Source organism: Leifsonia sp. HAY1-4F (assembly GCF_056755275.1).
This window is the reverse complement of record NZ_JBNDHX010000633.1, coordinates 1-236: the sequence shown is the minus strand read 5'-3', so window position 1 is coordinate 236 and position 236 is coordinate 1. Positions and strand designations below refer to the sequence as shown.

The 236-nt window shown below is 70.3% G+C and carries 1 protein-coding gene; it reads right to left on the bottom strand.

Annotated elements, in window-relative coordinates; translation table 11 throughout:
• Nucleotides 1-236, bottom strand: a 236-nt coding sequence (locus ACPYOG_RS20785; RefSeq protein ID WP_481295951.1) for a hypothetical protein, incomplete at both ends; no start/stop codon positions are given.

Genomic DNA, 236 nt, shown 5'->3' with positions numbered 1-236 from the left:
ACGAGCTGGAGGGCGCCGACGCCATCCGCGACGGCACCGATGACCGAGACGCGGAAGGAGTTCACTCCGGCGATCGTCGTCTCGAGCCAGGTCGAGACGTGCTCGGCACGCAGCTCGCACAACCCCTCAGCGGTCGTCACCCGCAAGAGGACCGGCCCGCGGAGCACATACCGCACGGTCGACCCGGCATCCCGATCGACCAACCCGAAGGCCGGTGTCCCCGCCAGCCCCTGAGC